The 24,608-nt window shown below is 66.8% G+C and carries 18 protein-coding genes and 4 pseudogenes; 10 read left to right on the forward strand and 12 right to left on the reverse strand.

What is annotated here, in order from left to right; translation table 11 throughout:
* Positions 1 to 53: 53 nt before the first annotated feature.
* Both rapZ and Atro_RS07810 read left to right on the forward strand, forming a co-directional pair.
* Positions 54 to 911 carry an RNase adapter RapZ gene (gene rapZ, locus Atro_RS07805; RefSeq protein ID WP_497927121.1) on the forward strand — a complete coding sequence of 286 codons (858 nt, stop codon included), beginning with the start codon at positions 54 to 56 and terminating at the stop codon, positions 909 to 911.
* A gap of 15 nt (positions 912 to 926) precedes the next feature.
* Entirely contained in the window at positions 927 to 1,199 is a 273-nt protein-coding gene (locus Atro_RS07810) for an HPr family phosphocarrier protein (RefSeq protein WP_497927122.1), read from the forward strand.
* Positions 1,200 to 1,248: 49 nt separating this feature from the next.
* Here the strand turns inward: Atro_RS07810 and pmbA are convergent, their stop codons facing one another.
* Positions 1,249 to 2,595, reverse strand: coding sequence for a metalloprotease PmbA (gene pmbA / locus Atro_RS07815; RefSeq protein ID WP_497927123.1), 1,347 nt, complete (start codon positions 2,593 to 2,595; stop codon positions 1,249 to 1,251).
* Between the two features lie 77 nt (positions 2,596 to 2,672).
* Here pmbA and yjgA point away from each other — a divergent pair, with 77 nt between their 5' ends.
* Positions 2,673 to 3,191 carry a ribosome biogenesis factor YjgA gene (gene yjgA / locus Atro_RS07820; RefSeq protein WP_497927124.1) on the forward strand — a complete coding sequence of 173 codons (519 nt, stop codon included), beginning with the start codon at positions 2,673 to 2,675 and terminating at the stop codon, positions 3,189 to 3,191.
* 33 nt (positions 3,192 to 3,224) lie between these two features.
* On the opposite strand, the gene tldD is transcribed toward yjgA, so the two are convergent.
* The 8 genes and pseudogenes from tldD to Atro_RS07860 all read right to left on the reverse strand — a co-directional run bounded on the left by tldD (position 3,225) and on the right by Atro_RS07860 (position 14,207).
* Positions 3,225 to 4,667: a metalloprotease TldD gene (tldD, locus tag Atro_RS07825; protein ID WP_497927125.1), complete on the reverse strand. Its 1,443-nt coding sequence runs from the start codon at positions 4,665 to 4,667 to the stop codon at positions 3,225 to 3,227.
* Between the two features lie 2 nt (positions 4,668 to 4,669).
* Positions 4,670 to 5,517 (reverse strand): annotated as a pseudogene (locus Atro_RS07830) (carbon-nitrogen hydrolase family protein).
* A 77-nt stretch (positions 5,518 to 5,594) separates the two neighbouring features.
* Positions 5,595 to 9,429 (reverse strand): annotated as a pseudogene (locus Atro_RS07835) (YhdP family protein).
* Between the two features lie 9 nt (positions 9,430 to 9,438).
* Positions 9,439 to 10,895: pseudogene (gene rng, locus Atro_RS07840) on the reverse strand (ribonuclease G).
* Positions 10,896 to 10,941: 46 nt separating this feature from the next.
* Positions 10,942 to 11,532, reverse strand: a complete 591-nt coding sequence (locus tag Atro_RS07845) for a Maf family protein (protein WP_497927126.1) — start codon at positions 11,530 to 11,532, stop codon at positions 10,942 to 10,944.
* Between the two features lie 50 nt (positions 11,533 to 11,582).
* Entirely contained in the window at positions 11,583 to 12,062 is a 480-nt protein-coding gene (gene mreD, locus Atro_RS07850; protein ID WP_497927127.1) for a rod shape-determining protein MreD, read from the reverse strand.
* Positions 12,062 to 13,033, reverse strand: coding sequence for a rod shape-determining protein MreC (gene mreC, locus Atro_RS07855; RefSeq protein WP_497927638.1), 972 nt, complete (start codon positions 13,031 to 13,033; stop codon positions 12,062 to 12,064). The genes mreD and mreC overlap by 1 nt, the downstream gene beginning before the upstream one ends.
* A 136-nt stretch (positions 13,034 to 13,169) precedes the next feature.
* A complete protein-coding gene (locus Atro_RS07860; protein WP_497927128.1) occupies positions 13,170 to 14,207 on the reverse strand; it encodes a rod shape-determining protein in 1,038 nt (345 codons plus the stop codon).
* Positions 14,208 to 14,413: 206 nt separating this feature from the next.
* On the opposite strand from Atro_RS07860, the gene gatC reads away from it, so the two are divergent.
* From gatC to Atro_RS07885, 5 genes and pseudogenes are all read left to right on the forward strand, one after another.
* Entirely contained in the window at positions 14,414 to 14,701 is a 288-nt protein-coding gene (gene gatC, locus Atro_RS07865) for an Asp-tRNA(Asn)/Glu-tRNA(Gln) amidotransferase subunit GatC (protein ID WP_497927129.1), read from the forward strand.
* Complete coding sequence (gene gatA / locus Atro_RS07870) at positions 14,701 to 16,152, forward strand: Asp-tRNA(Asn)/Glu-tRNA(Gln) amidotransferase subunit GatA (protein ID WP_497927130.1); 1,452 nt, start codon at positions 14,701 to 14,703, stop codon at positions 16,150 to 16,152. Before gatC ends, gatA begins: the two co-directional genes overlap by 1 nt.
* 11 nt (positions 16,153 to 16,163) lie before the next feature.
* Positions 16,164 to 17,612 (forward strand): Asp-tRNA(Asn)/Glu-tRNA(Gln) amidotransferase subunit GatB, encoded by a 1,449-nt coding sequence (gatB, locus tag Atro_RS07875; protein WP_497927131.1) that lies wholly within the window; start codon positions 16,164 to 16,166, stop codon positions 17,610 to 17,612.
* Between the two features lie 50 nt (positions 17,613 to 17,662).
* Complete coding sequence (locus Atro_RS07880; protein ID WP_497927132.1) at positions 17,663 to 18,034, forward strand: septal ring lytic transglycosylase RlpA family protein; 372 nt, start codon at positions 17,663 to 17,665, stop codon at positions 18,032 to 18,034.
* A 27-nt stretch (positions 18,035 to 18,061) separates the two neighbouring features.
* Positions 18,062 to 19,143, forward strand: a pseudogene (locus tag Atro_RS07885) (calcium/sodium antiporter).
* 9 nt (positions 19,144 to 19,152) lie between these two features.
* On the opposite strand, the gene Atro_RS07890 reads toward Atro_RS07885, so the two are convergent.
* From Atro_RS07890 to Atro_RS07900, 3 genes are all read right to left on the reverse strand, one after another.
* Positions 19,153 to 20,094 carry an AEC family transporter gene (locus Atro_RS07890; RefSeq protein WP_497927133.1) on the reverse strand — a complete coding sequence of 314 codons (942 nt, stop codon included), beginning with the start codon at positions 20,092 to 20,094 and terminating at the stop codon, positions 19,153 to 19,155.
* Between the two features lie 156 nt (positions 20,095 to 20,250).
* Positions 20,251 to 20,811, reverse strand: a complete 561-nt coding sequence (locus Atro_RS07895; protein ID WP_039805648.1) for a response regulator transcription factor — start codon at positions 20,809 to 20,811, stop codon at positions 20,251 to 20,253.
* A complete protein-coding gene (locus tag Atro_RS07900) occupies positions 20,804 to 22,066 on the reverse strand; it encodes an ATP-binding protein (protein WP_497927134.1) in 1,263 nt (420 codons plus the stop codon). Before Atro_RS07900 ends, Atro_RS07895 begins: the two co-directional genes overlap by 8 nt.
* Positions 22,067 to 22,237: 171 nt before the next feature.
* Between Atro_RS07900 and Atro_RS07905 the strand changes: the two genes are divergently transcribed.
* Both Atro_RS07905 and Atro_RS07910 read left to right on the forward strand, forming a co-directional pair.
* The gene (locus Atro_RS07905; RefSeq protein ID WP_497927135.1) at positions 22,238 to 22,948 is read left to right on the forward strand and encodes an SIMPL domain-containing protein; all 711 of its coding nucleotides are present in this window, start codon (positions 22,238 to 22,240) and stop codon (positions 22,946 to 22,948) included.
* A gap of 46 nt (positions 22,949 to 22,994) precedes the next feature.
* Positions 22,995 to 24,605, forward strand: coding sequence for an ABC transporter substrate-binding protein (locus tag Atro_RS07910; protein ID WP_497927136.1), 1,611 nt, complete (start codon positions 22,995 to 22,997; stop codon positions 24,603 to 24,605).
* Positions 24,606 to 24,608 lie beyond the last annotated feature (3 nt).

A 24,608-nucleotide genomic window follows, 5' to 3' on the forward strand; every position in this document is an offset into this window, starting at 1 on the left:
GAGCAATTGACCGCCGGGCTTTCGGCAATCACTGACCGCGGAAAATATTCATCATGCGCGTGATTATCGTCAGCGGCCGCTCTGGCTCTGGCAAAAGCACCGCCCTCGATGTCCTAGAGGACAATAGTTTCTTCTGCATCGACAACTTGCCAGCCGTTCTACTTCCCGAGCTGGCCGAAAGGGCGCTACTACATACTGAGCTGATCCAACCCCAAGTCGCGGTATCTATCGATGCTCGCAACTTGCCCAGCCAGCTGAAACGCTTCCCCGAACTGCTGGCAGAGGTACGTACCCGCTACATCCTCTGTGATCTGCTCTACCTGGATGCCGATGACGAAACCCTGCTCAAGCGTTTCTCGGAAACTCGCCGGCGTCATCCGTTAACCAATGAGAACCGCTCATTGGCCGAAGCAATTCGCGACGAGAGCAGGCTGCTTGCTCCGATCAAGGATCTAGCCGACCTCAAGGTCGACACATCCCACCTCAATCTTTATCAGTTGCGCGACACACTCAAGCTGCGCTTGCTGAACAAACCGGAACCGGGCACGGCTTTTTTGATCGAATCCTTCGGCTTCAAGCGAGGAATGCCAGTGGATGCAGATCTAGTGTTCGATGTTCGCTGCCTGCCTAATCCATATTGGAAGCCGGATCTACGTAGCTTTTCCGGTCTGGATCGACCGGTCATCGACTACCTCGCCGCCCAACCGGACGTCGAGGAGATGTACCAGGACATCCATGCTTATTTGCAGAAATGGCTACCCCGCTTCGCCGCCAGCAACCGTGCTTATGTGACTATCGCGATCGGCTGTACCGGCGGTCATCATCGTTCGGTCTACGTGGCCGACCGGCTCGGCCACGCATTAAAGCAGTCACTCAAGAACGTTCAGGTTCGCCACCGCGACCTCGGCTGAAGGATGGATAACGCGATGCCCACCTGCGAAGTCACCATCATAAACAAGCTTGGACTACATGCCCGTGCAGCGGCCAAGTTCGTCGGAGTAGCCGGGCGCTACGCCTGTACGGTACGCATCGGCCGAGCCCCGGAGAGTCTGGTCGACGGCAAGAGCATCATGGCGGTCATGATGCTGGCTGCCGGCAAGGGAACGCCCATTCACCTGCATACCGAAGGCGAACAGGACTGCGAAGCGCTGGAAGCACTGGTCGAATTGATCAATAACCGCTTCGACGAAGACGAATAATACATACGTATCGCTGCCGCCGGGCTTCTGGCGACAGCTTCCCCTTCACTCAGCTTCCCGCCAGAGTCATGCGCTCGATAAGCACCGAACCGGTGCAAATATTGCTGCGCTGCTCCAGATCGTTACCTACTGCGACAATCTGCCGGAATATGTCGCGCAAATTGCCGGCGATGGTTACCTCCTGCACCGGATATTGAACTTCGCCGTTCTCCACCCAGAAGCCGCCAGCACCACGGGAGTAATCGCCGGTCACCAGATTGAGTCCCTGCCCCATCAGCTCGGTCAGCAGCAACCCGCGCCCCATGCGGCGAATCAAGGCAGCCTGGTCCTCATCCCCCGGGTTGACGAATAGGTTATGCACTCCACCGGCATTGGCAGTGCTTGGCATGCCCAGCTTGCGCCCCGAATAGGTACCCAGGGCATAGCTGGCCAAGCGACCCTGCTCGACAAAATGCTTGGCGCGAGTCGGCAGGCCATCGGCATCGAAGGCCGCACTGCCCAAAGCCCGTGGAATATGTGGACGCTCATCGAGGTTCAGCCATTCGGGAAACAGCTGCTCACCCAGCGCGCCCTCCAGGAAGGAGGCGTGCCGATAGAGATTACCGCCGGTGATTGCACCGATGAAATGGCCGAACAGTCCGGTAGCCAGCTCAGCGGAGAATAGCACCGACACCTCGCAGGTCGGCACCGGACGCGCACCGAGACGCCGTACCGCCCGCTCCGCCGCTCGCCGACCGATAGCCTGCGGGTCGGCCAGCGCTTCGCCGCGCCGGTTGACATCGTACCAGTAGTCGCGCTGCATCTGTCCTTCTCCCTCGGCAATCATCACGCAACTGAGGCTGTGCCGGGTACTGGCATAACCACCAATGAAGCCGTGACTGTTGCCGTATACACGACATCCCTGATGCGAATTAAGTGAAGTGCCGTCGGCATTGCGAATCCGCGGATCGGCGGCGAAGGCCGCCGCCTCACACGTGAGCGCCCGCTCGATGGCCTGCTCGGGACTGATCGCCCATGGATGGAAGAGATCCAGCTCGGGGAGCTCATCCGGCATCAGCGCTGCATCCGGCAAACCGGCGCAATCGTCCTCGGATGCATGCCGAGCGATCGCCAGCGCCGCTGCCACGGTTTCCCGAATCGCCGCCTCGCCAGTCGCCGAGGTGCTCGCCGAGCCCTTGCGCTGCCCGAGATACAGGGTGATGCCGAAACCCTGGTCACGATTGAACTCGACGGTTTCCACCTCGCCCTGGCGCACCGTGGTGGACAGGCCCTGCTCGATCGAGACGGACACCTCGCAAGCGGTGGCACCCTGACGCTCGCTCTCGGCAAGTATCCTCTCGACTTTGGCCCGCAACTCCGGCAGTGCCTGCGGACCTACCATTTCTGCTGGATTCATAACTACTCCTGTCAGGTCCGGGCCAGTCGCTCCGGAGCTGCTGTTATCATGGCGGCGTGTATCTCTGGACCGCCACCATGTCTGAATTTCACCAAGACCTCTCCGAAGAGAAGAGCAAATCCCAGGTCAAGCGCGAACTGCATGCCCTGCAGGAGCTCGGCGAACGCCTGACCACCCTCAGGCCCGAACAGCTCGACCGCCTGCCGCTGACCGACGCCTTGCGCCGCGCTCTGCTGGAGGCGCCGAAACACAGTGCGCACATCGCCCGCAAGCGACACCTCCAGTACATCGGCAAGCTGATGCGCGACCAGGACGTCGACGCCATTCTCGCCCTCTTCGAGCAACTGGATGCTTCTAGCCGCCAGTACAACGAACGCTTCCACGCCCTCGAACGCTGGCGCGACCGGCTCCTTGGAGGCGGTGACGACGCGCTCGAGGCTTTCGTCGGCGACTATCCGGACACCGACCGCCAGCACCTACGCGGCCTGATCCGCCAGGCCCGCCACGAAACGGAGCAGAACAAGCCGCCAACCGCCAGCCGCAAGATCTTCAAATACATCCGCGATCTCGACGAAAGCAAACGCGGATTGCGCTGACGATCTAGGACGGCCCACCCACCCTGCTCCGTCTCAGGCGCCGGTGCCGCCCACGGTGATCGCATCGATCTTCAAGGTCGGCTGGCCGACGCCTACCGGCACCGACTGGCCATCCTTGCCACAGGTGCCGACACCGCTGTCCAAGGCCAGGTCGTTGCCGACCATGGAAACCCGAGTCATCACCTCCGGACCGTTGCCGATCAGGGTCGCACCCTTGACCGGCGTCGTGATCCGGCCATCCTCGATCAGATAGGCTTCGCTGGTGGAGAAGACGAACTTGCCGCTGGTGATGTCCACCTGCCCGCCGCCCAGGCTGGCACAGTAGAGTCCCTTCTTCACCGAAGCGATGATCTCCTCGGGTTCGCTCTGCCCGGCCAGCATGTAGGTGTTGGTCATGCGCGGCATCGGCAGGTGCGAATAGGACTCGCGGCGACCATTGCCGGTCGGCGCCACGCCCATCAGGCGGGCGTTCAGCTTGTCCTGCATGTAGCCGCGCAGGATGCCGTTCTCGATCAGCGTGGTGCACTGGGTCGGCGTACCCTCGTCGTCCAGGCTTAGCGAGCCGCGCCGCCCGGCCAGGGTGCCGTCGTCGACGATGGTGCACAAACTGGACGCTACCCGCTCGCCGATCCGGCCACTGTAGGCCGAGCTGCCCTTGCGGTTGAAGTCGCCCTCTAGACCATGGCCGACCGCCTCGTGCAGGAGTACGCCGGACCAGCCCGGACCGAGCACCACTGGTAGCGTGCCGGCTGGCGCCGGAATCGTCTCGAGGTTGACCAGCGCCTGGCGCACCGCCTCGCGGGCATAACCCATGGCGCGATCCTCATCGAGAAAGAAGCGGTAGTCGGTGCGCCCGCCGCCGCCCTGCCCGCCGCGCTCGCGGCGACCGTTCTGTTCGACGATGACGCTGACGTTGAAGCGCACCAGCGGGCGCACATCCGCCCCCAGGCTGCCGTCGCTGGCGGCGATCAGGATGTGCTCCCAGACCCCGGCCAGGCTCACCGTGACCTGCTTGATCCGCGAATCCAGCGCCCGGGTGGCGGCATCGATGCGCTTGAGCAGCTCGACCTTCTCTGCCCGATCGATCACCTCGAGCGGATTGCCCGGCGCATAGAGGCGCGTCACTGGAGCTGCGGCGAAAGCCTGCACGCGACCCTGCTGCCCGGCGCGGGCGATCGAGCGAGCCGCCTGGGCCGCCTGGCGCAGCGCCTCGTCGGTGATCGCATTGCTGTAGGCGAAGCCGGTCTTCTCGCCGGACTGGGCGCGCGCACCGACACCCTGGTCGAGATGGAAGCTGCCCTCCTTGACGATGCCGTCCTCCAGCACCCAGGACTCGGACACCTGGCTCTGGAAATACAGATCGGCTGCGTCGATGCCAGGACCGGCCAGCTCGCCGAGCAACGCCGGCAAAGCATCGAGATCCAGGCCACCGGGACTCAGCAGCTGCTGACTGACGGGTAACAACAACTCGCTCATATTCACTCCAATTCGACCGGCCGCGGCACGGCCGGCACTGAAAATCGCCGATGGCGGTGCACCGGCATACGCTGACGGATCGCCGCCTGTTCCTCGGCATCGCGACTGGCCAGCAGTACCCCCTCGCCCCGCGCCTGTTCAGCGAGCAGCCTCCCCCAGGGGTCGATGATGGCCGAATGGCCATAGGTCTCCCGGGGCCGGGATGCCAACCGCCCTGGCCGGCCGCCAGCAGGTAGCACTGGGTCTCCAGCGCCCGCGCACGCACCAGCACATGCCAGTGGGCGGCGCCAGTCACAGCGGTGAAGGCCGAGGGGGCACTGATCAGTTCGGCCCCTGCATCGCGCAAAGCGCCATACAGCTCGGGAAAGCGCAGGTCATAGCAGACCGTCAGGCCGAGACGGCCGACCGGAGTGTCCGCCACCACCACCCGCTCGCCGTGGGCATAGTCGTCCGACTCGCGGTAGCGCCCACGCTGGTCTGCCACATCCACATCGAACAGGTGCAGCTTGTCGTAGCGCGCCACCAGCTCGCCGTACTCATCGAGCAGCAGCGAGCAGGCGTGGGCCTTGGCCTGCGGCCGGTCGGCCGGAGGCAACGGCAGAGTGCCAGCAACGATCCACAGGCCAAAGTCACGGGCAGCCTGGCGCAGGCCCGGCAGTATCGGTCCTTGCCCCTCCGCCTCGGCGCGGCCCAGGGCAGCGCCGTCACGCCGCCCCATGGCGGCGAAGTTCTCCGGCAGGACAGCAAGACGCGCCCCGCCGGCAGCGGCCTGTTCGAGCAGGCGGCGCGCGGTCGCCAAGTTGGCCTGCACGTCGTCCTGGCTGACCATCTGCAGTACCGCCACGTTCATCGGCTTCACTCCGCTTTTTCCTGATTTCGCCCGTCCAAGCTCTCGCACTTCGCCGCCCACTGCAACCCTCCTTCCTATCAATGCGGCTTCTCGAAGGGCTTTTCGAAGGTAATTCTAGGCTCTCGCCACGGACCTTGGACGCGGTACTGCACGCTGGCGAAACGCGCAACGTGATTGCCGAGCAGCTTGTCGAAGACGAACAGCGCTCCACCGACCGCCGGTGCGCCAACCAGCAGGGCGGCGAGTGGCAAGTTGTTGGTGATCGGCAGGGTGACCAACAGCTTGGCATCGATGCTGTCGCCGGGTACATCGAGGTTTCCGTCCAGCTCGAGATTGCTCGACGGCCCGCTCAAGGTCAGGGGAATTTCCGTTCTGTAGACCCCGTTGCGTCCCTCGACCAGACCCTTGACCCGATCGTAGCTCAGCCCCTTGCTGAACAGGTCGGAGAAATCCAGACGCAAGCGGCGGCCGATGGAGTTGAAGTTGAGCAGGCCGAACATCCGCAGGGCCGATGCCGCTCCCTCCACCTCGCGAAATTGTCCGCGGTGCAGGCTGACATCGAAAGTGCCCGTGTAGTGCTGGAGGGCCATGGCCGCCGGCGATCCCGGCCAGTTGCCATCGATATCCACGCGAAAACGCTCGCTGCTTGCACTCGGCGCGAAGCCCCAGGCCAGCAGCACATCGGCAAGATCGCCGCCCTGCAGGCGCCCGCGAAACGCGCTGCGCGTAGCACCGGGCGGCCCCTGCCAATCGGCGCTGCCGAGCACCCGCAAGCCCTTGAGGTCCAGGTCCAGGTCGCTGAACTGTACGCCGCCGGCACGCGGCCGTGCCTTCAGCGACCAGGCCCGAGCGACTCGGCGCCCAGTTGCAGGCGAGCGATGCGCACATCCAGCGGCGGAATCTTGCGGGGATCGACCGATAGCAGAGGATCCGCTGCGGTGGCTGCAGCGCCCGCGGAGGCGCCGACACTGCCCTGCACGGCACTCGGCAACTGCAGATGGGACAGATCGACCACGACCGGCACCTGGGTTGAGGTCGGAACGGCGATGCGCCCCTTGATCTGCGGGCCCTCCAGCTGCAGGTTCCAGCCGGCCCGAGTGGGCGTCATCTGCGCCCTGAGCGGACTCAGTGTGAGGCCAAAACCTTGAAACCTGTCGATCTCCAGCTCGGCACCGCTTAGCAGGCGGTCCTGGCCGCCCTGAGCAACCAGGGCGCCCAGAGCCGCCTGCCAGGCCTCCCAGTCCAGATGGGGAACCCGGCCACGCAGCCGCAGGCCTTGTGTCGCAGGCAACTGGGCCTGACCGGAGCCGAGCAGCAGTTCGCCACGGGCCTTCTGGAGGCGCTCCGGCGGCGCGGCCAGGGCCAGGCTGGCCAGGTCGGCGTATTCCAGCCGATAGCGGCGCTCGTCATCGCCCAAGGTCATGTACCAGCGCGTGTCACGAGCCTCCTGGGCCACCTTGCCGAACGGCTCCGGTAGGTCGATGCGCAGGCCGCGCAAGTTGGAGCCGACCTGCAGCCAGCTGTTCGCGCCATCCAGCAGCAACTCGAGGCGATAGGGCAGTTCGCCAGACAACGGCAAGCTCTGACGCATCTGCAGCCACCGGGCCAAAGAGGACGCCGCCACCTGCCCGTCGGCCAGGATGCGAGTCCGCGCCTTGCCATTGCGCCCCTCGGCGAGCGCACGGCCGCGCACCGGTCGGCCGAATACCTGGGCGCGGATCTCCGGTGCGCTGAGCCCCTTTGCCGTGTCATAGGTGAAAGCTGCCTGCAGACGGGTCAGTTGCAGGTTCGGCTGGGCCATCTGCAACTGCGCGCCTTCGGTGCGCAGCTCGGCCACAACGCGCGACGACGAATTGGCTTCCCGCCGCAGCGGAATGTCGAGCGTGAGATGGCCCCGCAACGGCCCCTCGCCCGACCAGCCGGCGAAGATTTCTTTGGTCTCCAGCGGCGCCTCCTGGAGGATACGCAAGCCGTCGCCGACACTGCCCTCCAGCTCACCCTCCAACTGCAGCCTCGGCACTCCGCCCTTGACAGCGGGAATCTCCGCTGTGGCCGACTTCAGCTGGCTGTCCAGTACTCGCCCCCGCTCAGGGTCACGCGTACGCCGCTGTCCTCGACGAACACCTCGCCCTGCGCTTCGCGCAGCTCCGGCCAGCCCGGCTGGTAGGCCAGCTCGGCGTCGCGTACCTTGAAGAACAGACCGAGACTGCGCGCCGTATCCTCGGCTCCCTTGTTTAGCGAACCCTGATAGAGGAAATAGCCCTCCTCCACGCGGCCGGCGCGGATCGCGGTTTTCAGCCACTCGGCCAGCTGCGGCGACAGGCCGGGTGAGAGCGTCGGCAGGTACTTCTCGGCATAACGAGCATCGCCATCGCGCAGACCGACGCGCAGATCCATGTAGTCCTCTTCGGCAGGATCGTGGCGCAAGCGAATCAGGAAGTCGCCCGCAGCGCGGCCCTCCTCGCCGTCCGTCTGCATATAGGGGCTGCGCAAGGTCACGCCCCGCTCGTCGATCTGCCAGAACAGCCGCCCGGCAGCATGCCGGTAGCGCCAGGGGCGCGGGAACAGCCGTGCGAGATGCAGTGAAAAACCATCGCCGTTGAGCCGCAACTCGCCGCCGGCCAGGTCGCCGCCGACACTGCCGGCGACATTTTCCGCCGCCGGCGCGCCATACCAAGCGTTGAAGCCCACGCCTTCGAGATTGGCTGCATAGGCGAGGCGCTCGCCGCCTGCAGCCTGCGGCCGGTAGTCCAGCTTCAGATTACGCAGGATGCCGCGCGGCTGCAGTGCCGCCAGGGCGGTCTCGGCGGCCTGCGGCAGCGGCGCGAGGGCTTGCACCAGCGGCACCAGCGGGGTCAGGCCGAGACGGTTGGCGGTCAGTGTCCATGGACTTGGCGCGTCGGCCGCCGCCCGGTGTTCGAGGGCGATCTGCACACCATCCCAGCGGGACGTGCCGAAATCGACCGCCAGAGAGTCGAGCAGCGCGCGGAAATCCTCGCCATCGCGCAGGAAATACCCGTTCAGCGTCAGATCCCGCACCCCGGCCGGCTCCTGCCCGGCACGGCGGATGCGCAACTCGGGCGCCTGCAGGCGGGTCGCCGCACGCTGCAGGCGGCCTTCGGCCCAGGACAACCAGAGTTCGCCACCGGCATGCAGCCGCTCGACCTGCCAGTCGCCGGTCAGACTGCGCGGTATCCAGCCCGCCCAGTCGCTCTGCGGCAGGCTGACGTAGAGTTCGGCGGGACTCTGCCGCCAGCCCTCGTCGGCCAGCTGGCCATTCAGGCTCCACTGCAGCAATTGACCATCGGGCAGGCTCAGGCGACCGTCGAGGCGCTGCCGCCAGCCGTCGCTGCGCAGCGTGAGATCGACCTTCTGCAGCGAAAAGGGCGCCTGTCCGTGCGGGGCGAAGGTGATCTGGCTGTCCAGCAGCGACAGGTGGTCGATCCGCTCGAGGGCGCGCAGGGACTCGTCCGGATTGAACGGCCGCTGCCGGCCGCGCTGCGGTGCCCCCTCCAGGTTCCAGCGTCCCGCGGCATCCTGCACCAGGGCGAAACTGACCCCTTCCAACTCCAGCGCGGCAACGCGCAACTCACGAGCCAGCAAGGTGCGCAGCAGATCGAGACGCACCTGGACCCGCTCCAGATGCAATGCGTCGTCCCCCTCGCCGATCGTCACGTCGCGCGCCAACAGCCGTGGCGTCAGGGCCGTCCAGCGCCCCTCCAGGGCACGAATGGCAACCGGCATGTCCAGCACGTCGCGGACTCGCGCCTGTACCTCGAGACGGGTGTCGGCGACCAGCGGTGCCAACTGGCGGCCCAGGCTGACGCCCAGGGCCAACAGCATCAGGCCGACGAAGCCGAGCCCCAACAGGACGCGCAAAGCGACCGCCAGCAGGCGGGAGAGTCGCAGCATGGTCAGGGCTTACAGCAGGACAACATCGTACTGCTCCTGGAATAGGTGCCCTCGACCTGGAACTTGATGGGACGGCCGATGAAGGCCTCGAGATCGGCGACGTTACCCGACTCCTCATCGAGCAGCCGGTCGACCACCTTCTGGTTGGCCAGCACCAGATAGCCCTCGGCCTGGTAGGCGCGAGCCTCGCGGAGAATCTCGCGGAAGATCTCGTAGCAGATGGTTTCCGCGGTCTTCAGCTTGCCACGTCCGTGGCAGCAGTTGCAGGGTTCGCAGAGCACCTGCTCAAGGCTCTCGCGGGTGCGCTTGCGGGTCATCTGCACCAGGCCCAGCACGGTGATGCCGATGATGTTGGTCTTGGCGTGGTCGCGCTCCAGCTGCTTCTCCAGGGTACGCAGCACCTGGCGCTGATGCTCCTCGTCCTCCATGTCGATGAAGTCGATGATGATGATCCCGCCCAGGTTGCGCAGGCGCAGCTGGCGGGCGATCGCCGTGGCCGCCTCGAGGTTGGTCTTGAAGATGGTCTCTTCGAGGGTGCGGTGGCCGACGAAGGCGCCGGTATTGACGTCGATGGTGGTCATCGCCTCGGCCGGATCGATGATCAGGTAACCGCCGGACTTGAGCATCACCTTGCGCTCCAGGGCCCGCTGGATCTCGTCCTCGACACCGTACAGGTCGAAGATCGGCCGCTCGCCGGGATAGTGCTCAAGATGGTCGGCGATCTCCGGCATCAGTTCGGCGACGAACTGCGAAACCCGCTGGAAGGTTTCCCGGGAATCGATGCGGATCTTCTCGATGCGCGGACTGACCAGATCGCGCAGGGTGCGCAGGGCCAGGCTGAGGTCCTCGTAGACCACCGCCGGTGCGCTGGCAGTCTGCATCTGTCCGGCGATCTGGTCCCACAGGCGGCGCAGATAGCGGATATCCGCAAGGATCTCGTCGGCACCGGCGCCTTCGGCAGCGGTGCGCAGGATGAAGCCGCCCTCGTGCTCGATCCCCTCGCTGGCCACGCAGTCGGCGACCACCTGCTTGAGGCGTTCGCGCTCGGCCTCCTCCTCGATCTTCAGGGAAATGCCGACATGCCGGGTACGCGGCATGTAGACCAGATAGCGCGAGGGAATCGACAGGTGGGTGGTCAACCGGGCCCCCTTGCTGCCGATCGGGTCCTTGGTGACCTGCACCACCAGGCTCTGCCCCTCATGTACCAGGGCTGCGATGTTCTCCACCGCGCTGCCCTCGCGGGTGGAAATCTCCGCGGCATGAATGAACGCGGCGCGCTCCAGGCCGATGTCGACGAAGGCTGCCTGCATGCCCGGCAGCACCCGTACCACCCGCCCCTTGTAGATGTTGCCGACGATGCCGCGGCGCTGGGTGCGCTCGACATGCACCTCCTGCAGAACGCCGTTCTCCACTACCGCCACGCGCGACTCCATCGGCGTGATATTGATCAGAATCTCTTCGCTCATCGCATAGTCCCGAAGCTGGGCGCAGCGTGCCCGCTCAAGCGCCTTGTCATTGTTGTTGCCAGCACGGAATGCCGAACTCGGCCAGCAATTGCGCGGTTTCACAGAGCGGCAGGCCGACCACCGCCGAATAGCTGCCCTCGAGGCGGCTGACGAACACCGCGGCAAACCCCTGGATGGCATAGCCGCCAGCCTTGTCCAGCGGCTCCCCTGTGCTCCAGTAGGTCTCGGCCTCGGCCAGGGTGAGCGGGCGGAAGGCCACCCGGCTGCGCACCACCTGCACCGCACAACGTCCGGCGGCGGCCAGAGCCACCGCGGTCAGTACCTCGTGCTCGCGTCCGCCGAGCGCCTGCAGCATGGCCAACGCCTCGGCACGGCCCTCCGGCTTGCCGAGGATGCGCCCCTCCAGTACCACCGTGGTGTCCGCACCGAGCACCACCGCCTGCCGATCGCCGGCGAGGCTGGCCAGGCCGGCCGCCGCCTTGTGGCGCGCCAGACGCTCCACATAGGTTGCCGGCGTCTCGTCCGGGACAGGCGTTTCGTCGATGGCTACACCGAGCGGAACGAAAGGCACGCCGATCTGCGTCAGCAGCTCGCGCCGACGGGGCGAGCCGGAGGCCAGGTAGAGCGTGGCAACCATGCGATTTCCCTCTGTCTGAAGACCCGCTCACCCACCGCGGGAAATGGGCGTTAATTGACATTGAAGCGCAGCCGGAGGCTGCGCAGGGCGGTGAATACCCAAGGCCAGAGCAGAGCGCTGACCAAGGCCGGCAGCAGGAAGGCCAAAGTCGGCGGTCGGTTGCCGGCCAGCGCATTGAGCCAGAGCTGCACCAGCTGAGCCAGACCGAAGACTACCAGCAGGACCAGGCTCTGTTGCCACAGCGGAAACATGCGGACACGCTGCTGCAACGTCAGCATCAGAAAGGCGATCAGCGTCAGGGTCAGCGCATGCTGACCGAGCAGAACCCCGTAGAGCACGTCCATCGCCAGCCCCAGCAGCCAGGTCAGGGTTAGGCTGACCCGCTGCGGCACCGCGAGAATCCAGTAGGTGATGAACATCGCCAGCCACAGCGGCCGGCCGACCTCCATGAAACTCGGCATGGGCGCCACGCTGAGCAGCAGGCCCAGCAGATAGCTGACCCAGATAAGCCAACCGTTGTGCTCGCCCATCAGCGAGCCCCGCCTGCACCCGCCGGGGCCGGCCGCGACGGCGGAGCCGCTGTGGGAGCTGCCGGCGGGGGCGCTGGCGTGGCTCCTGCGGCGGGCTGCGGTGTCTGGTTCTTGGCTTGGTCGGCGAGCTGGCGATCGTGCGCTTCCTGGGCCTGAGCCGCCTCGCTGGCGCGCTGCTCCGGCGAGCGCGGATCGCTGAACACCATCAGCATGTAGCGGGTACGGTTGAGGGCCGCCGTGGGCACGGCCCGAACAATGGCGAACGGCTGTCCCGAGTCGTGGATCACCTCGCTCACCACGGCCACCGGATAGCCGGCGGGGAAACGCTGCCCCATGCCCGAACTGACCAGCAGATCGCCCTCCTTGATGTCGGCGGTATCGGCGACATGCCGCAGTTCCAGACGCTCCGGATTGCCGGTACCGACGGCGATGGCGCGTAGGCCGTTGCGATTGACCTGCACCGGGATGCTGTGGGTGGTGTCGGTGAGCAAGAGGACCCGCGCGGTGTAGGGCATGACCTCCACCACCTGGCCCATCAGGCCCCGGGCATCGAGCACCGGCTGGCCGAGAAACACGCCGTCGCGCTCGCCCTTGTCGATCAGAATGCGATGGGTGAAGGGATTGGGATCGACGCCGATCAGCTCGCCGACCAGCACCTTTTCGTCCACCAAGGCTGCGGAATTGAGCAGCTCGCGCAGACGCACGTTCTGCTCGGTCAGCGCCGCCAGCTTCTGCAGACGGCGTTGCATCAGCAGAGCTTCGGCCTTGAGCTTCTCGTTTTCCGCCAGCAACTCGCTGCGACTGCTGAACTGCTGGTCGATGCCGTCCCAGATGCGCACCGGCAGATCGGCCAGCCAGTAGAAGGGGGTCAGCACCAGCCCCAGTTGGCTGCGTACCGGCTTGAGGACATCGAAACGGGCATCCACCACCATCAGCGTGGCAGCGAGCACCGCCAGCACCAACAGGCGCATCACGAGCGAAGGCCCTTTGCTGAAGAGCAGTTTGATAGCGGGTTCCTCGCGACTACAAGCCTCTACCGTCACCCACACGCCGCAAGCGGCGTCAGGCGTCGCTTTCGGCATGCAGCGCGAAGCCTGCCCCTGTGGCTCACTCGGTGGAGAGCAGATCCATGCGGTGGCTGTCGATCATTTCCAGCGCCCGGCCGCAGCCGCGCGCCACACAGGTCAGCGGATCCTCGGCGACGATCACCGGCAGTCCGGTTTCCTGGGCCAGCAGCTTGTCCAGGTCGCGCAGCAAGGCGCCGCCGCCGGTCAGTACCAAGCCACGTTCGGCGATGTCCGCGGCCAGCTCCGGCGGGGACTGCTCCAGGGCGCTCTTCACCGACTGGACGATGCTCGCCAGGGACTCCTGGATCGCATCCAGCACCTCGTTGGAGTTGAGGGTGAAGCTGCGCGGCACGCCTTCGGCCAGGTTGCGCCCGCGCACGTCGATCTCGCGCACCTCGCTGCCCGGCCAGGCCGTGCCGATCTCCTGCTTGACGCGCTCGGCGGTCGCCTCGCCGATCAGGCTGCCGTAATTGCGTCGCACATAGGTGACGATCGCCTCGTCGAAACGGTCGCCGCCGACCCGCACCGACTCGGCATAGACCACGCCATTCAGGGAGATCAGGGCGATCTCGGTGGTGCCGCCGCCAATGTCCACCACCATCGAGCCATGCGCCTCGTCCACCGGCAGGCCGGCGCCGATGGCCGCCGCCATCGGTTCCTCGATCAGAAACACCTCACGGGCACCGGCGCCCAGGGCCGACTCGCGGATGGCACGCCGCTCGACCTGGGTCGACTTGCAGGGTACGCAGATCAGCACGCGCGGGCTGGGCTGCAGGAAGCTGCTCTCATGCACCTTGTTGATGAAGTACTGCAGCATCTTTTCGCAGACGCTGAAATCGGCGATCACGCCATCCTTCATCGGACGGATCGCGGTGATGTTACCCGGGGTTCGTCCCAACATGCGCTTGGCCTCGGTGCCGACCGCCACGACGCTCTTCTGGTTGCCGTGCGTGCGGATGGCGACCACGGACGGCTCGTTCAGAACGATACCGCGCTCGCGCACATAGATGAGGGTGTTGGCAGTCCCCAGATCGATCGACAGGTCGCTGGAAAACATGCCACGGAGTTTCTTGAACATTGACGGGAACCCTGAGGCGAAGCATGGGTAAAAAAGAGCGCAGACTCTAACAATGGCAGGGATTTTGGGCAAGGCGCCCACTGTGCTAAATTCCCCGTTTTCAGCAGCCTGCAAGGCCGGAAAATGCGGCCTTCGACCACCTGTCCGGGACCCGGCTCCCGGGCTTTTCATAGCGGCCGGCTGCCCGTTTTTTCTGGAGAATCCCGATGGCGCTTGAACGCTCCGACGTGGAAAAGATCGCCCATCTGGCCCGCCTGGGGCTGGATGAAGTCGAACTCCCACGCACCACCGCGACCCTGAACGACATCCTCGGCCTGATCGACCGGATGCAGGCGGTCGACACCCACGGCATAGAGCCCCTGGCCCACCCCCTGGAGGCCACCCAGCGCCTGCGTCCGGACGCGATCACCGAGAGCAACCACCGCGACGCCTACCAAGCCATCGCTCCAGCCGTGGAGAGCGGCCTGTATCTGGTTCCCAAGGTGATCGAGTGATGCATCGACTGACTCTGGCGCAAATCGCCCGCGGCCTGGCCGCCAAGGACTTCTCCTCCGTCGAGCTGAGCGAGGCCCTGCTGGCCCGCATCGCCGAACTGGATCCCAAGCTCAACAGCTTCATCACCGTCACCGCCGACCGGGCACTGGAACAGGCACGCGCCGCCGACGCCCGTCGTGCCGCCGGCGAGAACGGTGCCTTGCTCGGCGCACCGATCGCCCACAAGGATCTGTTCTGCACCCAGGGCGTACGCACCAGCTGCGCCTCGAAGATCCTCGACAACTTCGTCGCCCCCTACGATGCTACCGTGGTGGAGAAACTCGCCGCCGCCGGCTGCGTGAGCCTCGGCAAGCTGAACATGGACGAGTTCGCCATGGGTTCGGCCAACGAATCCAGCCACTACGGCCCGGTGAGGAACCCCTGGAACACCGAATGCGTGCCCGGCGGTTCCAGCGGCGGCTCCGCCGCCGCGGTGGCAGCGCGCCTGGTCCCGGCGGCCACCGGCAGCGACACCGGCGGCTCGATCCGCCAGCCGGCGGCGCTGACCAACCTCACCGGCCTCAAGCCCACCTACGGCCGGGTGTCGCGCTGGGGCATGATCGCCTACGCCTCCAGCCTCGACCAGGGCGGCCCGATCGCCCGCACCGCCGAGGACTGCGCTCTGCTGCTCGGCACCATGGCCGGCTTCGACCCGAAGGACTCCACCTGCGTAGATCAGCCGGTGGACGACTACCTGGCCGCGCTGAACCAGCCGCTGGCCGGTCTGCGCATCGGTCTGCCGCGCGAATACTTCGGCGCCGGCCTCGATCCGCGCCTGTCCGATGCGGTGATGGCCTGCGTCGAGGAGCTGAAGAAGCTCGGCGCCACGGTCAAGGAGATCGGCCTGCCGAACATGCAGCATGCGATCCCTGCCTACTACGTGATCGCCCCGGCCGAAGCCTCCTCGAACCTGTCGCGCTTCGACGGCGTGCGCTTCGGCTACCGCTGCGAGAATCCGCAGAACCTCGAGGACCTGTACAAGCGCTCGCGCGGCGAGGGCTTCGGCGCGGAAGTGAAGCGCCGCATCATGGTCGGCACCTACGCCCTCTCCGCCGGCTACTACGACGCCTACTACCTCAAGGCGCAGAAGATCCGCCGGCTGATCCGCAGCGACTTCATCGGCGCCTTCCAGGAAGTGGACCTGATCCTCGGCCCGACCACTCCGAACCCGGCGTGGAAGCTCGGCGAGAAGGGCGACGACCCGGTCGCCGCCTACCTTGAGGACATCTACACCATCACCGCCAACCTCGCCGGCATTCCCGGCCTGTCCATGCCGGCCGGCTTCGTCGACGGCCTGCCGGTGGGCGTGCAGCTGCTCGCGCCCTACTTCCAGGAAGGCCGCCTGCTCAACGTCGCCCACCAGTACCAGCAGGCGACCGACTGGCACCAGCGGGCACCGGAAGGCTTCTGAGGAATACGCACATGCAATGGGAAACCGTGATCGGGCTGGAAATCCACGCACAGCTCGCCACCCGCTCGAAGATCTTCTCCGGCAGCGCCACCAGCTTCGGCGCCGAGCCCAACACCCAGGCCAGCCTGGTCGACCTCGGCATGCCCGGCACCCTGCCGGTGCTCAACGAGGAGGCGGTGCGCATGGCGGTAAGGTTCGGCCTGGCCATCGAGGCGGAGATCGGCCGCACCAACGTCTTCGCCCGCAAGAACTACTTCTATCCGGACCTGCCCAAGGGCTACCAGACCAGCCAGATGGACAAGCCCATCGTCGGCAAGGGCCATCTGGACATCACCCTGGAGGACGGCACCGTCAAGCGCGTCGGCATCACCCGCGCGCACCTGGAGGAGGACGCGGGCAAGAGCCTGCACGAAGACTTCCACGGCATGACCGGCATCGACCTCAACCGCGCCGGCACGCCGCTGCTGGAGATCGTCTCCGAACCGGACATCCGCTCGGCCAAGGAGGCGGTCGCCTACGTCAAGGCGATCCACGCGCTGGTCCGCTACCTCGGCATCTGCGACGGCAACATGGCCGAGGGCTCGCTGCGCTGCGACTGCAACGTCTCGGTACGCCCCAAGGGCCAGGAAGCCTTCGGCACGCGCGCCGAAATCAAGAACGTCAACTCCTTCCGCTTCATCGAGAAGGCGATCAACCACGAGATCCAACGGCAGATCGAGCTGATCGAGGACGGTGGCAAGGTGGTTCAGGAAACCCGCCTGTACGACCCGAACAAGGACGAGACGCGCTCCATGCGCGGCAAGGAGGAGGCCAACGACTACCGCTACTTCCCCTGTCCCGACCTGCTGCCGGTGGTGCTGGAGGACAGCTTCCTCGAGGCTGTGCGCGAGAGCCTGCCGGAGCTGCCCAACGAGAAGCGCGCGCGCTTCGAGAGCCAGTACGGCCTGTCCGCCTACGACGCCAGCGTGCTGTCGGCCAGCCGCGAGATGGCCGAGTACTTCGAAGCGGTTTTCGCGGTCTGCAGCGATGCCAAGCTGGCGGCCAACTGGGTGATGGGCGAGCTGTCCAGCCTGCTCAACAAGGACAACCTGGAAATCGAACAGTCGCCGGTGTCCGCCGCACAGCTCGGCGGGCTGATCCAGCGCCTCCAGGACAACACCATCTCCGGCAAGATCGCCAAGATGGTCTTCGAAGCCCTGGCCGCCGGCGAAGGCATCAGCGCCGACGCGATCATCGAGCACAAGGGCCTCAAGCAGGTCACCGACAGCGGGGCCATCGAGGCCATGCTCGACGAGGTGCTGGCCGCCAACACCGCCCAGGTCGAACAGTACCGCGCCGCCGACGAAGCCAAGCGCGCCAAGATGTTCGGCTTCTTCGTCGGCCAGGCGATGAAGGCCTCCAAGGGCAAGGCCAACCCCGGCCAGGTGAACGAACTGCTGAAGAAGAAGCTCGAAGGCTGAGCCAGCGACAACGCCGGGGTCACCCGGCGTTGCACTTTCCGGAGCCTCTCATGCTGCGAACACTGCCACTCGCCCTCCTCCTCGCCCTGCTCGCCGGCTACCCCTCGGCGCCGCTCGAAGCCGCTCGCTACAGCGCCGAGGGCATGGCTTCCCACTATGCCGCCCATCATCACGGCAAACGCACCGCCAGCGGCGAACCGGTGGACCGCAATACGCTCACCGCCGCGCACCGCAGCCTGCCGCTCGGCAGCCGGGTGCGGGTGACCAGCCTGCGCACGCGCCGCAGCGTGGTGGTGCGCATCAATGACCGCGGCCCGCGCACCCGCGGCCGGATCATCGACCTGTCCTACAAGGCCGCCCGCCAGCTGGAAATGCTGAATGCCGGCGTGGCCCTGGTGCGCCTGGAGCTGCTAGACGACTGAGCGGAAAGGACGCCTCGCGGAAAAAAGATGCCTCTGACGACCATCGCCGGCCTGATCGCCGGCCTGGCTCTGCTGGTCGCCGGCGCCGAGCTCCTGGGCCATGGTGCCGCGCGCCTGGCCACGCGCTTCGGCGTCCCGCCGCTGATCATCGGCCTGACCGTGGCCGCCTTCGCCAGCAGCGCTCCGGAAATGGCGGTCAGCCTCCAGTCGGCCAGCGGCGGCCAGGGCGACATCGCCCTGGGCAACATCCTCGGCTGCAACATCTTCAACGTGCTGGTGATCCTCGGCCTGTCCGCCCTGGTCGCTCCCCTGCGGGTCTCGCGCCGGCTGATCCGTCTCGACCTTCCCATCATGATCGGCGTCAGCCTGCTGGCCTGGCTGCTGGCCGTCGACCACAGCTACGACCGCCTGGACGGAGCCCTGCTGCTCGCCGGCATCCTCGCCTATGCCGCTTTTCAGGTGCGTAGCGGCCTGAACGCCAGGAGCAACGACGAAAGCCGCGCGTTCGACGTGGCCTATGGCGAAAGGAGCGAGGGACGCCTCGTCCTGCTCGGCCACCTGGCGTTCGTCATCCTCGGCCCGGCCCTGCTGGTCTGGGGGGCTGGCCTGCTGGTCGACGCCGCGACGAGTCTGGCCCGCGCCCTCGGCCTGTCGGAACTGATGGCCGGCCTGACCATCGTCGCCGCCGGCACTTCGCTGCCGGAGCTGGCCGTCTCGGTGTTGGCCGCCCTCAAGGGCGAGCGCGATATCGCCGTGGGCAATATCGTCGGCAGCAACATCTTCAACCTGCTCGCCGTGCTCGGCCTGAGCGTGCTGGTCGCGCCCGCCCCGCTCGACGTGTCGCCCAACGCCCTGGCCTTCGACTACCCGGCGATGGTCGCAACGGCGCTGGCCTGTCTGCCGATCTTCTTCACCGGCTACCGCATCGATCGCTGGGAAGGACTGCTGTTTTTCGGCTATTACCTGGCCTACGGCGCCTACCAGGTGCTGTTCGCCAGCGGCGTCCCGCCACCGCCCCGCTGCACGACGCCCTGGCTTGGTATGCCCTGCCGCTGACCGCCCTAACCCTGCTGGTCATCGCCGCCCGCGCCTGGCGCCGGCAGGATTGACCGCAGCCCTCAGATCCAGCCGAGCCACTGCAGGACGAAGATACCGATGTTGGTGGTCACCGCGGCCAGCAGCGTGGTGATCACCACGATCCCCCCCGCCAGCTGATGATTGCCGCCCACCGCCTTGGCCATGACGAAGCTGGCCGCGGCGGTCGGGCTGGCGAAGTACAGGTAGAGGACGCCCAGCTCGGCGCCGCGGAAGCCGCACAGCCAGGCACCCAGGGTGCCCAGCAGGGGCAGCCAGACCATCTTCAGCAGACTGGCGCTGATCGCCATGCTGCCGCTCTCGCGCAGCGCCGCGAGGGAAATGGTGCCGCCGATGCAGATCAGCGCCAGCGGCATGGTCATCTGCGCGAAGTAGTCGCCGGAGGTGAGCAGCCAGGCCGGCAGGCGGACATGCCAGTAGGCGAACGGCAGCGCCAGCAGTACGCCGATGATCAGCGGGTTGCCGAGAATGCTCTTGATGATGCTCCAGGGATCGGTCTTGGCCTGCGGGCTGTAGAAGGCCAGCACCACCGACGCGAGCGTGTTGTAGACCAGGATCACCGCACCGGCCAGCACCCCGCCGAGGGACAGGCCGTAGTCGCCGTACAGGCTGGTGGCCAGGGCCAGGCCGACGATACCGTTGTTGCCGCGAAATGCTCCCTGCACGTAAACGCCGCGGTCGGCACGCGGGCAGCGCCACAGCGACCAGGCCCAGGCGACCAGAAAGCCGGCGACGGAAGCCAGGGCGAAATAGCCGAGCAGCGCCGGTTGCAGCGCCGTCTCCAGATCCGCGTGGAGGATCGAGAGGAACAGCATGGTCGGCATGGTGCCCTTGAACACCAGCTCCGAGGCCGTGTTGATGAAGGCAACGTCGATCCAGCCGAGACGCCGCAGCAAGACGCCGAGAAACAGCATGGCGAACACCGGCGCGGTGATGGCCAGGGTTTGCGAGAACAGCGCGAGCATGGGGAGAGTCCGGGAACGATAGGTGCCTATCATAACCGCATATCCCCCCGCCGGAAGACAGGAGGTAGGCCCCGACCGGCGACGGCCGGCATCGCCGCCCGGGATGCCGCCGCAACCTGCCCGGCCTGCGGGCAGGCCGGGGAAACCGCAGCCGCCTCAACGACGGACCGGACGCTTCTGCAGCTTGCGCTGCAGAGTGCGCCGGTGCATACCCAAGGCGCGGGCGGTGGCGGAGATGTTGCCGTCGTTCTCGGTGAGCACGCGCTGGATGTGCTCCCACTGCAGACGGTCCACCGACATCGGGTTGTCCGGCACCAGGCTGTTCAGGTCGACGTGCTCGGAGAGCAGCGCGGTGAGCACGTCGTCGGCGTCGGCCGGCTTGCACAGGTAGTTGCAGGCACCGCGCTTGATCGCCTCCACGGCGGTGGCGATGCTCGAATAGCCGGTGAGGATCAGCACGCGCATCTCGCTGTCCAGCTCGAGCAGCTTGGGCAGCAGCACCAGCCCCGAGTCGCCCTCCATCTTGAGGTCGAGCACGGCGTAGTCGGGCACGTCCTGGGTCGCCAGCTCCAGCCCTTCCTCCGCCGAACTTGCGCAGCTCACCCGGAAACCGCGGCGGGTCATGGCCCGCATCATGACCCGGGTGAAGGTCGTGTCGTCGTCCACCAGCAGCAGGTGTGGCTGCTGCTCTTCTCCCTCGATCGGATGCTCACTCATAGTAGTCTCCCGGACCCAGGCGCGGCAGCCGCAGCTCGGTCAGCGTGCCGCCCTCCTCGTGATTGTAGAGTTTCACCGAACCGCCGGCGCGGGTTACGCTGGCCTGGCTCAGGAACAGGCCGAGGCCGAAGCCCTTGCCCTTGGTGGTAAAGAAAGGCTTGCCCAGTTGCTCGGCGATCGCCAGCGGCACGCCCTCGCCATGGTTGTGGATGCTGATGCACAGCTCCTCGACATCCCAGTCGAGACAGATGTCCAGATCGTCCGGACAGGCGTCGGCGGCGTTGTTGAGCAGGTTGAGCAGCGACTGGGTCAGATCCGGCGCCGGCGCCAGTCGCGGCATCGAGCCCGTGCCGAGGATCTCGTAACGGTAGCTGGCCTCCGGACGCATCAGGTGCCAACGGTTGAGCGTGGTTTCCAGCCAGGCTGCCGCGCTCTGCTCCTGGACCGACTGCATGCGCTCGGCCTCGGCGGCGCGCACCAGTTGCTGCAGGGTGTCCTTGCACAGCTTCACCTGCTCCTGCAGCACCGCCAGATCCTCCTGCAGCAGCGGATCGTCGTGCTCCTGGCGCAGCTCGGTGATCAGCACGCTCATGGTCGCCAGCGGCGTGCCCAGCTCGTGGGCCGCCCCGGCCGCCTGGGTGGCCACCGCCAGCAGCTGCTGGTCGCGCATGCTCTCCTCGCGACGCGTCGCCTGAAACTCCTCCTGGCGGCGCAGTTCGCCGGCCATCCGGCCGACGAAAAAGGTGATCAGCGCCGCCGCCAGGGCGAAGCTCAGCCACATGCCATAGATCAGCAGAGTGACGCGATGCTCCGGCGGCAGGGTGGTCGGGTTGTACCAGAAGACCAGCAGGGTGTAGGCCACGAACGCCAGGCCGGCAAGCATCACCGTATGCCGCCTGGGCAGGGTCGCTGCGGCGATGGTCAGCGGCACCAGGTAATAGGAGACGAAGGGGTTGGTCGGGCCACCGGTGAAATACAGCAGCAGGCTGTGGATGATCAGGTCGCAGGCCAGATGGCCGGCGTATTCCAGGTCGGTCACCGGCCACGACATGTTCAGGCGCAGGGCGGTGCCCAGGCAGAGCATCGCCGACAGGCTGAGGGTGAAAGCGAGCGCCAGCCAGGGCAGCGACAGCAGATCGGTGAGATAGGCGAGTCCGACCGAGCCGGCCTGGGCGGCCAGCACGAGGACGCGGATCAGGATGAGCCGGCGAAGATTGTGGCGGCTGGCCGACAGCATTTGAACGGGTGCGAGCATGGCTAAATCATTCCGGCTCAGGAGCGCCGGCCAGTATACCCAAAAGCCGGCCACCGACCGGCCCGAATGCGGCAACCGGACGCAGGCAGGGCAGCAAAAACTGGACTACGTCGTTAGAGTCTGGCACCAATCATCCAGCGGACCCGCCTCCGACTTACACAAGGACTTTCCATGCCCCGCCTTTTCCGCCTCGCCACGCCCCTCGTCCTCGCCGCCCTGAGCAGCCTGCCGGCACTGGCCGAGGAAGCGCCGAGCTACAACCAAGTCGCCCTGCACGCCGAGGCGAGCCGGGAGATCCCCCACGACCTGATGCTGATGACCCTCTACAGCGAAACCCAGCACAAGGACCCGGGCCAGCTGGCCGGCGACACCACCCGCATCCTGAACGCCGCGCTGGAACGGGCCCGTCAGGTGGCGGGCGTGAAGGTCAGCCTCGGCAACCGCAGCAGCTATCCGGTCTACGACGACCAGGGACGGCGGATCGTCGCCTGGCGCGAGCGCGCCGAGCTGCGTCTGGAAAGCGCCGATTTCGCCGCCCTCTCCCGGCTGAGCGCCGACCTGCTGGGCGAGCTGAAGATCGCCGACATGCGCTTCGCCATCGCCGAGGCGACGCGCAAGAAGAGCGAGGACGAATTGCTGCAGGATGCCGTGAAGGCCTTCGGCGAGCGCGCCCAGCTCGCCACCCGGGCGCTCGGCGGCAGCGGCTACAAGCTGGTCAGCCTGAACCTGAGCAGCGCCGGACTGGTTCCGCCGCCCGCCCCCCGCGTCGCGATGATGAAGAGCATGGATCGCGCGGCCGGCATGCCGGCGCCGGAAATCGAGGCCGGCAGCAGCCAGGTGAGCGTCGGCGCCGACGGCGTGATCGAGGTGCAGATGCCCTGAGGCACAGTCCAGCATGACGTCCCGAACCCGCCGGGCGGACCGCCCCATGTCCCGACGCCCGACCGCCCTCCTGCTCGCCGGCCTGTTCGCCGGCGCCGTCCAGGCTGCGCCGAGCAGCCTGGTGGTGTGCACCGAAGGCAGTCCGGAAGGCTTCGACATCGTCCAGTACACCGCCGCCGTCAGCGCCGACGCCTCGGCGGAGACGGTATTCGACCGTCTGCTGCGCTTCGCCCCCGGCGGCACCGAGCTGCTGCCCGCCCTCGCCGAGCGCTGGGAGGTGTCCGCCGACGGCCGCGAATACACCTTCCAGCTGCGCCGCGGCGTGCGCTTCCAGCGCACGCCCTGGTTCGTCCCAAGCCGGGAGTTCAACGCCGACGACGTGCTCTGGAGCTTCCGGCGCCAGATCGACCCCGGTCACCCCTGGCACAGGCTGTCGCCGCGCGGCTTCCCCTATGCCGAGTCGATGGCCGTGGGCGAGCTGATAGAACGCATCGAGCGGCTCGACGACCACCGGGTGCGCTTCGTCCTGCGCCACCCGGAAGCGCCCTTCCTGGCCAATCTGGCGATGGGCTTCGCCTCCATCTATCCGGCCGAGTACGCCGACCGGCTGCTGGCGGCCGGCACCCCGGAACGCCTCAACAGCCAGCCGGTGGGCACGGGGCCCTTCATCTTCGAGCGCTACGAGAAGGACGCCCAGGTGCGTTTCCGGCGCAATCCCGACTACTGGGACGGCGCGCCGGCCATCGAGCGGCTGATCTTCGCCATCACGCCCGAACCCAACGTACGGGTGCAGAAGCTCAAGGCCGGCGACTGCCAGATCGCTCTCTATCCGCGCCCGGTGGACCTGCCCGGCCTGCGTCGGGATTCGCGCATCGCCGTGCTGGAGGACGAGCCGCTGCTGGTCGCCTACATCGGCATCAACACCCGCCACCCGCCGCTCGACGACGTGCGGGTGCGCCAGGCGCTCAATCTCGCCGTCGACAAGACGGCCTACCTGCGCGCCCAGTACGGCGAGGGCGGCGCCAGCCCGGCGGTGGCCCCCTACCCGCCGAACCTGTGGGGTTCGGACCCGGCGCTCGCCGGCTGGCCCCACGACCCGGCGCGGGCCCGCGCCCTGCTGGCCGAAGCCGGGCACGCGCAAGGCCTGAAGCTGAGCATCTGGACCCGCGCCGGCGGCGGGCCGACCAATCCCAATCCCGGCATCGGCGCCCAGCTGCTGCAGGCCGACCTGGCCGCCGTCGGCATCCAGGCCGAGATCCGCGTGCTGGAATGGGGCGAGCTGATCAAGCGGGCGAAGAACGGCGAACACGACTTGGTGTTCATGGGCTGGGCCGGCGACAACGGCGATCCGGACAACTTCCTCACCCCCAACCTGTCCTGCGCCGCGGCCGCCTCCGGCGAGAACCAGGCCGGCTGGTGCGACCAGCGCTTCGACGCTCTGCTGCGCGAAGCCCGCCGCGCTACCGACCAGGCGCAGCGCGCCGCGCTCTACCGCCAGGCCCTGGCGATCTTCCACGAACGGGCGCCGTGGATTCCCCTGGCCCATCCCCGCGAGTTCGCCGCCGTGCGCCGCGACGTCGAGGGCTTCGTGATCAGCCCACTGGGCACCAACAACTTCGCCGGGGTGCGTCGCACCCCGGCCAGCGCCCCGGAGTGAGCC

It is taken from the genome of Azotobacter tropicalis (genome assembly GCF_059739045.1).

What these genes read in the sequence shown, in the direction of transcription:
- rapZ (WP_497927121.1), top strand. Translation starts at nt 54, where the DNA reads ATGCGCGTGATTATCGTCAGCGGCCGCTCTGGCTCTGGCAAAAGCACC.
- Atro_RS07810 (WP_497927122.1), top strand. Translation starts at nt 927, where the DNA reads ATGCCCACCTGCGAAGTCACCATCATAAACAAGCTTGGACTACATGCC.
- pmbA (WP_497927123.1), bottom strand. Translation starts at nt 2,595, where the DNA reads ATGAATCCAGCAGAAATGGTAGGTCCGCAGGCACTGCCGGAGTTGCGG.
- yjgA (WP_497927124.1), top strand. Translation starts at nt 2,673, where the DNA reads ATGTCTGAATTTCACCAAGACCTCTCCGAAGAGAAGAGCAAATCCCAG.
- tldD (WP_497927125.1), bottom strand. Translation starts at nt 4,667, where the DNA reads ATGAGCGAGTTGTTGTTACCCGTCAGTCAGCAGCTGCTGAGTCCCGGT.
- Atro_RS07845 (WP_497927126.1), bottom strand. Translation starts at nt 11,532, where the DNA reads ATGGTTGCCACGCTCTACCTGGCCTCCGGCTCGCCCCGTCGGCGCGAG.
- mreD (WP_497927127.1), bottom strand. Translation starts at nt 12,062, where the DNA reads ATGGGCGAGCACAACGGTTGGCTTATCTGGGTCAGCTATCTGCTGGGC.
- mreC (WP_497927638.1), bottom strand. Translation starts at nt 13,033, where the DNA reads ATGCGCCTGTTGGTGCTGGCGGTGCTCGCTGCCACGCTGATGGTGGTG.
- Atro_RS07860 (WP_497927128.1), bottom strand. Translation starts at nt 14,207, where the DNA reads ATGTTCAAGAAACTCCGTGGCATGTTTTCCAGCGACCTGTCGATCGAT.
- gatC (WP_497927129.1), top strand. Translation starts at nt 14,414, where the DNA reads ATGGCGCTTGAACGCTCCGACGTGGAAAAGATCGCCCATCTGGCCCGC.
- gatA (WP_497927130.1), top strand. Translation starts at nt 14,701, where the DNA reads ATGCATCGACTGACTCTGGCGCAAATCGCCCGCGGCCTGGCCGCCAAG.
- gatB (WP_497927131.1), top strand. Translation starts at nt 16,164, where the DNA reads ATGCAATGGGAAACCGTGATCGGGCTGGAAATCCACGCACAGCTCGCC.
- Atro_RS07880 (WP_497927132.1), top strand. Translation starts at nt 17,663, where the DNA reads ATGCTGCGAACACTGCCACTCGCCCTCCTCCTCGCCCTGCTCGCCGGC.
- Atro_RS07890 (WP_497927133.1), bottom strand. Translation starts at nt 20,094, where the DNA reads ATGCTCGCGCTGTTCTCGCAAACCCTGGCCATCACCGCGCCGGTGTTC.
- Atro_RS07895 (WP_039805648.1), bottom strand. Translation starts at nt 20,811, where the DNA reads ATGAGTGAGCATCCGATCGAGGGAGAAGAGCAGCAGCCACACCTGCTG.
- Atro_RS07900 (WP_497927134.1), bottom strand. Translation starts at nt 22,066, where the DNA reads ATGCTCGCACCCGTTCAAATGCTGTCGGCCAGCCGCCACAATCTTCGC.
- Atro_RS07905 (WP_497927135.1), top strand. Translation starts at nt 22,238, where the DNA reads ATGCCCCGCCTTTTCCGCCTCGCCACGCCCCTCGTCCTCGCCGCCCTG.
- Atro_RS07910 (WP_497927136.1), top strand. Translation starts at nt 22,995, where the DNA reads ATGTCCCGACGCCCGACCGCCCTCCTGCTCGCCGGCCTGTTCGCCGGC.